We start from the raw sequence: 7,923 nt of genomic DNA, 5'->3' as shown, positions 1-7,923 counted from the left end.
CATTTTGAATCATAAAACACCTCATTCAAATACATTTTTGAATGTATTCTAACATTAAACTTTGTAGATGTCAACTTAAAATCCACCAAAATATAGATAAGAAGTTAGTGTACCAAATATTAAAAAGCCCTGCCATCGAAATGATAGCAGGGCTTAACTTCAATATCCAGATGATATATTTATCTAAAAAAGGTAGAGTAAAAGGTAGAGTTTTTATTGATTTGTAGTGCGATATAATGAGTTTCAAAAAATCAAAAATCGCTTAAAATCAAAATTTTGACGTCTATTGACGTGTACTGAAACCCTTACTTAACCTCAGTAAAGGTCTAATAATGTCTATTTTAGCGATTATAAACCTTGATATAGCAAGACTTTTATGAATTGTCCTCCAAAAGTGTAGAGAAAAATGTAGAGATAGAATAACTATGCCGTTAATTCGTCTAATTTGGTTTGAAACAAGCTAACAACTTCCAATTTTCTTTTGCGCTAGTGAAGCGTACGTATCCATGGTAGTGGAGATTGACCGATGCCCTAATCGAACTTGTAATTATTACTTCAGTTTATCTTGTTGCGTTATAGTAATATTTAGTTCCAAACAGAAAAATACTTGATTGATAAGTAAATATATGTTAGAATGAAATCGATAAATAGAAAGCGCATTCATGGATTAGGTAAATATTGTGGACTAAAAAACTTCCTAATTTATTTTTGTTGCAGGTAGTTATAATTGGTAACGCAAATTCATATAAACAGGATCTGCAGAATGGAGAACACCATGAAGTGAGAATTCAGTCGTAAAAAAAGCCAGGTGGACTTGATGTGGGGAAAGCAGACTGATGGGGGATGTATTTTTATAGATTTCAAATTAATATTAATAAGGATAGGAGGTTCCCTGTAGATGAAAATCTACATTTATTAACTTCTGAAAAGTCATCAATTACTCATAAAGTAAATATGACAATTGAAAATAGGAAAGGAGAATATCATGCATAAGTTTGAAAAGCTATTGCTATTGTCAGGGGTTTCAGCTAGTTTATTTTTAGGATTGGGAGTGAACGCTACTTCTGTTTATGCAAATACAAAAGTAGATCAGGTAGATTCAACTATCTTAGGTGGCTGGAATGAGGAAACAGGTAAGTTTTCTAACCAGAATAGTAATTTAACGCCTGGAATTTCTAGATTGCGAGCAGCCAACAGTGGACCGATACATAATGGAAAACGTGAAAACCGTTTTCGGAAAGATGGTCTTGAATCGAGAGCTGTTGCTTCTACCACTTGGCCAGGAGTCTATCATTACAGTAGAGCTCAGATGGTAGGGGCGTATGGAAGAGGTCGTGTTAATACTGACTCAGGTCGTGTTTGGGCTCGTAATGGTACACAAGCTTACTCTCCATGGGTATTTGAAGGAGAGATTAGTACAAATCTCGCGAAAACTTTCTATGGTAAATAGTAATTGTTAAATAAATATGCCTTTTCATTAAAAAAGAAAAGGCATATTTTCTATCAGGTGATAATTTATGAATTTATTGAGAAAAATACAAATTTATATACCACTATTTATTTTAATGGCGTGTCTATGGCTTAATTACTATTACCAAAATCAGCAAAACTTAGTGGTGTTAGAAAGTAATGCTCTTAGAACATCAAACCATTTATCTCTATCTTCTGATGAATTTAGTGACATATTGACTAAAATTGGTAAGAATAATGATAACTTTTGGCTAGTTCAGAAGATAGAAAATGGAGATAAGGATGTTCTGAATATTTTTGCCAATAACTGGGATAATCTTCACTTCCCTCATAAAACAGGAGAATTATTATATAAAAATAATGATTCGAAAGCCTTGATTGGCTATTCAATAAAGACTATTTATGAAGAAAATAAAGAATATGTTATTTTTGAGGGAAGAAAATATGAAGTAATTGGAAAACTTGGAATGTTAGCTAATAGTCCGTTGTCCAGAACCATTTTAGTTAGTGACAAAAAGTTATTAGCACATGAAGGGGAACTCAGTTTAAATGGTGAATTAAATGATCCCAATTTTCAGAATCATACGAAACCAGGTGATAACATAGGTGTTGAACGTATTTTTTCTTTGTCACAATTTGCTTTCTTATTGAATGCAAGTACTGTAACGTTTGTCGGTCTATCTATTATTTTTTGGATACATTTCCTTATCCGAAAAAATAACAAAATATATCAAACATATCATTTATTAGGAAAAAACTGGGTATCCATTTATATCAAAGAATTATTTTTTCTACTTTCAGCAAATATTTGTATTTTGACGACATTTACCTTCCTATTTAAGCTACTAGGAGAGAGGCAAATGATGTTACCCCACCATTTAGCGATGGTCTTGATTGAGGTGATTAGTTTTACATTTTTGTTTTACAGAGGGAGAGCTAATGAAAAATAGAAATAATGACATACATATAAAAAAAACAATTCCCTCCGTCCTACTTCACTTACTTGCAAGTTTATTAGTCATATTACTTACGGTAGTTATCACATTAACTAGTCAGTTATTATTAAAAAATGATCAAGCTAAAAATAATATAACCCGACTATCCAACGGTTATTATAGTTACACTATAATTGATACTCTATATGAAGACGATGCTTTTTATCAGTTTAGGAGTGATAAAGAGAGTCTTGATACTCTTAGAATATTTTACAATAACTTGTATCAATCAAAAGAAATTGAGTTGTTAGCAACTTTTAATCAACCGCTTTTTATTCAATCATTCAATAAAGGAGAGAAATTTTTATATGATGAAGGGATGCTAGAAACCAATGGAAACACTAAGGATCCTGAAGCAGTAAAATCTTTTCAAATGAATCGGAAAGCATTTGATTTTTATCATTTAAAAGTTGAAGAGGGAGAGGAAATAGATTGGCCCTCTATATCTTTATTAGATTTCAACTCCTATCCTATACTTTTAGGTAGTCAATTTCGTGAACATTACAAACTAGGAGATAAAATCACTGGGGAATTTTATACGAAAACAATAACGTTTGAAGTTAAGGGTTTTTTAGAACCAAATAGTTATGTTTTCTATAAAGGGAATGCGGAATTTTATTTAGATGATTATATCGTTATACCTTATCCTATTGAACTTCCAGACATTAAGACAAAGGATTTTACATTTGAAGGTATTTTATATTTCGCTATGATTAATAGCCAGTTTGCAACACGTTTACCAAGAGAGAAGGTTTTGGAAGTGCTTCGAGAACAATCGGAAAAGTCAGGTTTTGTTGATTTTTCGCTGTTGGAAGTGGATGATTTTTTAATAAAATACGAGCAATTGTTATCGGTCATTAGTCGTCTTCAAATTTTATTGATCATACTAGTAGTTGCTCTAGGTATTCTTTTTTTATATGTTATAGGAAGCATTTTAGTATCTATTTTACGATACCAGGCGGATGAGATTCGCATTAGTTGGTTAATTGGGTATAACGTAAGAGATCGAATTTTATCCAGAATATGTATTTGGCTCTATTTATCATCTTTATTGACTTGTTTTGTGATAGAAATTTTATTATTTAAACAAATTTTTGTGTTACCTATTATGGTTGTAAGTAACTTTATCTTATATTTTATTATCTATTGCACACTAATTAAAATAAGTGAATATGAATAGGAGAAATCGTATATGATCATACTAGAAAACATTGACAAAAAATACCATAAGCACAAGGTATTTACCAAATTTAATATGAAAATAGAACCTGGAGAGATAACGGCAATTAGGGGAAAAATTGGTTCAGGGAAATCAACTCTATTAAGGATTCTTGCTGGATTAGATACATCTTATCACGGAACATGCTCCATTTTTGGACATTTAATGATAAAAAATGATAAGGAATTGGCGCACTATCGTCTTCAAAATATTGGCTATATTCCACAAGATTATCAGTTACTCGATGATTTAACTTGTTTTGATAATATAGCCTTACCCTTAAAGTTTTTGAAAGTATCCAAGAATGAGTCAAACAATAGAGTGATGAATATCATGAGAGAATTAAATATTACTCATTTAAAAGATAAGTATCCAGTGGAGATTTCAGGAGGACAAAGCCAGTTAGTATCTATTGCACGTGCTTTAGTAAAAGAACCGGCTATTATAATTGGCGATGAACCAACAGGAGCTCTTGATAGAAAAACAGAAGAGCTCGTATTGCAGTGTCTAAGATATCGTCAATCTAAAAATTCTTGTATCATTATTGCAACTCATAGCAAAGCAGTTGCAGAAAAATGTCAAAAAATAATAGAATTAAACTAATTAGTCAGATAGTTAGATTTGATATTAAGTTACAGAAATTAGTCCTTGTTATAAATGCACGCTACCTCCCCTTACTATTGAACTGTATTTAGAATTCTATATAAGAAAAATCTACATATAAATTCTATTTTAAAAATAGCAAAGGAACACCTCATATGAGGTGTTCCTTTTCATATCTGCATGTTCTACTTATATTTTTTATTATCTAAAAAAATGTAGAGATTCGGTTGATTTTTATTGCAATGTAATGAAAGTTCATCTTTCAAAAATCGCTTAAAATCAAGGTTTCTACCGTCTATTGACGTGTAGTGAATCCCTATTTCACCTCAGTAAAAATCACGTGCTTACGCAATTTTGGTGAGTATTTTTTCAATTGAAGACGGTCTGGAGTGTTACGTTTGTTTTTTGAAGTAAGGTACAAACGCTCACCAGATTCTTTGTGTTCAAGTGTGATATTTACGCGCATGGTATCTCCCTTCTATTATTCAGCTGAAGCAGCTTTAGCGATTTTACGTCCTTTGTAGTATCCTTTCAAAGATACACGGTGAGAACGTGAGTAATCTCCAGTAGTTTCGTCAAATTTCACAGTTGGAGCTGCTACTTTATAGTGAGTACGACGTTTGTTTTTCTTCGCTTTTGAAGTGCGACGTGCAGGTACTGCCATTTCGATTTTCCTCCATTAAAATGCGAGCTGACGCTCGGCTCTTATCATAAATATAGTGTATGACTTTCGCCAACTTTAACAGTATATCAAAACTTTTTTGTAAAGTAAAGTTACTTGACAGATTTTTTTCTATTTTTTGCCATCAAGCAAGGTGAATGGTCAGATATAGCAAAAAACTATCGAAATGTATAGAAAATATATATTTTACAATTATAGCTTTTGGGAATAAAATGAAACTATCAAAATTTTTCAAGGAGTTTTCATCATGTCAAAAACACATTACCATTTCGATCATGTCGGTTCTTATCTTCGTCCACAAGCTTTGAAGGATGCCCGTGAGCAATTCGCCCAAGGCAAAATCAGCCACGAAGACCTGCTCGCTATTCAGGACAAATTGGTCGCTGAATTGGTCCATCACCAGGTTGACAATGGGCTCAAGGTAGTTTCTGACGGCGAGTTCGGCCGTTCTTGGTGGCACCTGGACTTCCTCTGGGAATTGACAGGGTTCGAAGCTTACTTGCAGGAGGATTCTTACAAGTTTCACGGGGCTAAGACTCGCACGACCAATGTCCGCCTCAATGGCAAGGTAGCTGAAAATCCAGACCACCCGTTTTACCGTGATTTCCAATACCTTCAGTCTATCGTGCCTGAGGGAGTTACACCAAAGGTGACTATTCCAAGCCCGTCACTGGTTATCAAGCGTGACCATCGCAGCGATCTCTATGCGGATTACTACGAAAATTGGAGTGATTTCCTAGACGGTTTGGCAAAAGCCTATCATGATACCATTCAGCATTTTTATGATTTGGGTGCCCGCTATGTTCAATTGGACGACACAACCTGGGCTTATTTGATTCAGCAATTGGAGACCTATCATGACCAACAGGAAAAACGGGCGGAATTTGAGCAGATTGCTGAAGATGATGTCTACGTGATCAATAAGGCCCTGGAGGGCCTGCCAAAGGATTTGACGGTGGCGACCCATATCTGTCGAGGCAACTTCAAGTCAACCTACCTTTTTGAAGGAAGCTACCAGACGGTTGCCAAGTATCTAGGCCAACTCAACTATGACATCTTCTTCTTAGAATATGACGATGAGCGTTCAGGCGATTTTTCACCGATTGTGGACATCTGGAATGGCCGTGAGAATGTCGAATTGGTGCTGGGTGTGATTACATCTAAAGATCCTCAGTTAGAGGATATTGACGCGGTGGTTGCCCGTATTGAAGAAGCAGCGAAATTGATTCCACTCAAGAACATCGGCATCTCAACCCAGTGCGGCTTTGCTTCTACGGAAGAAGGAAATATTCTGACTGAGGAAGACGAGTGGAAAAAATTACAATTGATTAAGACGATTACGGACAAGGTCTGGGGAAATTAGGAGAGAAAAAGGAGATAGGAGGAGTCATAGGGATTTAGGAAGAGCGATTTTAGAAGGTGTAGGAGGCAAGGTCAATGTGTCCAGTCTGCCCCATTGTGCGACACGTCTGCGTTTTACCTTGGTGGATAAGTCTAAGGCAGACCAAGCTGGCCTGGAACAGTTAGAGGGTGTTTTGGGTGTGATTGATAAGGGTGGTCAATTCCAAGTTATTATCGGAAATGACGTGGCCCAGGTCTATCGTCCTTTAGCAGAGGATTTGGAAGAACAAGTAGTCGCAGACCAAGAAGTTTCGAGCAAGCAGGGAATTTTTGCGACTGTTCTGGCTACTATCTCAGGTATCTTTACCCCGATTTTGCCAGTCATTACGGCAGCCGGGATGATCAAGGCTGTGCTGTCCTTGCTGACGGTGTTTGGCGTGGTGGCTGCTGATGATACCAACTATCAAATTCTCAACTTTATTGGGGATGCTGGTTTCTTCTTCCTGCCTATCTTTCTTGGCGGCTCGGCTGCCCGACAGTTTAAGACCAATCAGCAGCTGGGGATATTAATCGGGGCGATTTTGCTCCACCCTAGCTTTGTGGCCTTGGTGACAGCGGCCAAGGAGGCTGGGACGGGTCTGAATTTCTTCTCCATTTCGATTACTATCAAGCTACTCTTCGACCGTTATTCCGGTAATTTTAGCAGTATGGTTCATGAGCTATGTGGAAAGAGTTGCGGATAAGATTTCGCCCAAGGCTATCAAATTTTTCTCTGTTCCACTCTTGACAACTCTGGTGACTGCCCTGGTTACTCTGATTGTGCTGGGGCCGCTTGGTGCTATTGTGGGCAATTGGCTGGGTGCCTTCTTCCTCTGGTTGGAAGAATTTGGTCCTTGGGTTGTGCCAACTATTGTAGGAACAGTGTCGCCTTTCTTGGTGATGACTGGTACCCACTACGGTCTAGTATCGATTGGCATCAACAACCGCATGACCATTGGCTATGATACCATCGCTCAGCCTGGCATGTTGCCGTCCAATGTGGCCCAGGGTGGGGCAGCTTTAGCTATTGCACTGAAAACGAAGGATGTCAATAAGCGTGCCTTGGCTTCATCGGCTGGTATTACCGCGATTTTTGGTATCACTGAGCCCGCCCTGTATGGTGTGACCCTGCGTCACCGTCCTGCCTTGATTGGGACCATGGTTGCCGGTGGTATTGGTGGTTTCTTTATGGGGATTATGGGGGCTCGCAACTTTTCTGGTGGTTCTCCAGGGCTTCTGACCATTGCTGCCTATATCGGTGAGGACACGCTCAAGTATTTTTATACAGCGGTAGCCGGCCTGGTCATTTCCGTTCTGATTTCCTTTGTGGTGACCTTTGTTCTCTATAAGGAAGATTAAGAACCTGTATTCACTGTTCGGCACTTTTAGCTAAGGCTAGTTTTCTGCCACTCAGCGTTGTTTTTCTCGAAATACAGTCAGTATTCCAGCTCAAACGGCCTTGACTTGCAAAAGACTATCTCATATCTAAATGTACCTCACTAGTAAACACAACTCCTAAAAGTGGTGCAAACCGCTTTTTCTTTACGGGGAAAAGGACTTGCACAGGTTGGCAA

Annotated in this window: 10 protein-coding genes; 8 read left to right on the top strand and 2 right to left on the bottom strand. The window is 37.1% G+C overall.

Going from position 1 to position 7,923, the window contains the following annotated elements:
* Nucleotides 1–41 precede the first annotated feature (41 nt).
* The 5 genes from ACHBID_RS02450 (at nucleotide 42) to ACHBID_RS02430 (ending at nucleotide 4,287) form a co-directional block, all read left to right on the top strand.
* A complete protein-coding gene (locus ACHBID_RS02450; protein WP_002892741.1) occupies nucleotides 42–227 on the top strand; it encodes a hypothetical protein in 186 nt (61 codons plus the stop codon).
* A gap of 758 nt (nucleotides 228–985) precedes the next feature.
* Nucleotides 986–1,450: a hypothetical protein gene (locus ACHBID_RS02445; RefSeq protein WP_394731598.1), complete on the top strand. Its 465-nt coding sequence runs from the start codon at nucleotides 986–988 to the stop codon at nucleotides 1,448–1,450.
* A 67-nt stretch (nucleotides 1,451–1,517) separates the two neighbouring features.
* Entirely contained in the window at nucleotides 1,518–2,420 is a 903-nt protein-coding gene (locus tag ACHBID_RS02440) for a hypothetical protein (protein WP_394731597.1), read from the top strand.
* Nucleotides 2,410–3,645 (top strand): hypothetical protein, encoded by a 1,236-nt coding sequence (locus tag ACHBID_RS02435; protein ID WP_394731596.1) that lies wholly within the window; start codon nucleotides 2,410–2,412, stop codon nucleotides 3,643–3,645. The genes ACHBID_RS02440 and ACHBID_RS02435 overlap by 11 nt, the downstream gene beginning before the upstream one ends.
* 12 nt (nucleotides 3,646–3,657) lie before the next feature.
* Entirely contained in the window at nucleotides 3,658–4,287 is a 630-nt protein-coding gene (locus ACHBID_RS02430) for an ABC transporter ATP-binding protein (protein ID WP_394731595.1), read from the top strand.
* A 316-nt stretch (nucleotides 4,288–4,603) separates the two neighbouring features.
* Here ACHBID_RS02430 and rpmG read toward each other — a convergent pair whose 3' ends face one another.
* Nucleotides 4,604–4,753 carry a 50S ribosomal protein L33 gene (rpmG, locus tag ACHBID_RS02425; RefSeq protein WP_002262412.1) on the bottom strand — a complete coding sequence of 50 codons (150 nt, stop codon included), beginning with the start codon at nucleotides 4,751–4,753 and terminating at the stop codon, nucleotides 4,604–4,606.
* 15 nt (nucleotides 4,754–4,768) lie between these two features.
* The gene (gene rpmF / locus ACHBID_RS02420) at nucleotides 4,769–4,951 is read right to left on the bottom strand and encodes a 50S ribosomal protein L32 (protein ID WP_002937589.1); all 183 of its coding nucleotides are present in this window, start codon (nucleotides 4,949–4,951) and stop codon (nucleotides 4,769–4,771) included.
* Between the two features lie 265 nt (nucleotides 4,952–5,216).
* Between rpmF and ACHBID_RS02415 the strand changes: the two genes are divergently transcribed.
* The 3 genes from ACHBID_RS02415 to ACHBID_RS02405 are packed head-to-tail and all read left to right on the top strand — an operon-like array spanning nucleotide 5,217 to nucleotide 7,708.
* Nucleotides 5,217–6,332 (top strand): vitamin B12 independent methionine synthase, encoded by a 1,116-nt coding sequence (locus tag ACHBID_RS02415; protein WP_394731594.1) that lies wholly within the window; start codon nucleotides 5,217–5,219, stop codon nucleotides 6,330–6,332.
* Entirely contained in the window at nucleotides 6,328–7,053 is a 726-nt protein-coding gene (locus tag ACHBID_RS02410) for a PTS transporter subunit EIIB (RefSeq protein WP_394731602.1), read from the top strand. Before ACHBID_RS02415 ends, ACHBID_RS02410 begins: the two co-directional genes overlap by 5 nt.
* Entirely contained in the window at nucleotides 7,025–7,708 is a 684-nt protein-coding gene (locus ACHBID_RS02405; protein ID WP_394731593.1) for a PTS transporter subunit EIIC, read from the top strand. Before ACHBID_RS02410 ends, ACHBID_RS02405 begins: the two co-directional genes overlap by 29 nt.
* Nucleotides 7,709–7,923 lie beyond the last annotated feature (215 nt).

The sequence above is a fragment of the Streptococcus sp. A25 genome (genome assembly GCF_043674095.1).
GTDB classification, from domain to species: Bacteria; Bacillota; Bacilli; order Lactobacillales; family Streptococcaceae; genus Streptococcus; species Streptococcus suis_V.
The sequence above is the reverse complement of the archived record's forward strand: the minus strand, read 5'-3'. Positions and strand labels throughout refer to the sequence as shown.